This is a genomic window from Arthrobacter sp. JCM 19049, assembly GCF_001310435.1.
Genome location: NZ_BAXF01000872.1, coordinates 1 through 629 on the forward strand (window position 1 = coordinate 1; position 629 = coordinate 629).

Annotated in this window: 1 protein-coding gene; it reads right to left on the bottom strand. The window is 70.7% G+C overall.

Going from position 1 to position 629, the window contains the following annotated elements; translation table 11 throughout:
* Nucleotides 1–604: IclR family transcriptional regulator (locus tag JCM19049_RS16840; protein ID WP_054822091.1), on the bottom strand; the 604-nt coding region annotated here is incomplete at its 3' end.
* Nucleotides 605–629: the final 25 nt, after the last annotated feature.

Below are 629 nucleotides of genomic sequence, written 5' to 3' on the forward strand. Positions count from 1 at the left end.
ACTCCTCGGTCACGTCCCCCTGCTCCACCGCGTACCCGCGCTCGGCGGTGAACTGCAGTTCACGGCGCAGCGAGGCGTAGTCGGTGATGGTGGTGCTGTTGGGGCTGCGGCTGATGAAGCTGGCCGGGCGCGGGTAGAGCGCACGCACCTGGGACTTGGGCAGCTGGGCCAGGATCGCCCGGCCCGAGGCGGTCAGGTGCGAGGGCAGGCGCACCCCCACATCGGTGACCAGCGAGGGCCGGCCCTTGGCGCGTTCCTCCACGATGTACAGCACATCGGCCCCGTGCAGCACCGCCAGGTGCGCGCTTTGGCCCACCTTGTCCACCAGCTGCGCCACCAGCGGGGCGCCCAGGCGCGCCAGCGGCTCCTGGCGGGTGTAGGCGCTGGAGAGCTCAAAGGCGGACAGCCCCAGGCCATAGGCCTGTTCCTCCGGGTAGTGGGTGGCGAACCCCTGCTCGATCAGCACCCCCAGCAGCTGGTAGACGGTGGAGCGCGGCAGCTGCAGCAGCGTGCAGATCATCGCGGCCGGGGTGGGGGACTTGCGGCTGGCCAGCAGCTTGAGCACCCGCAGCGTATTATCCGCCGCCGGAACCTTACTGGCCACGCCCACCCCCCGGGCATCGTGTCTG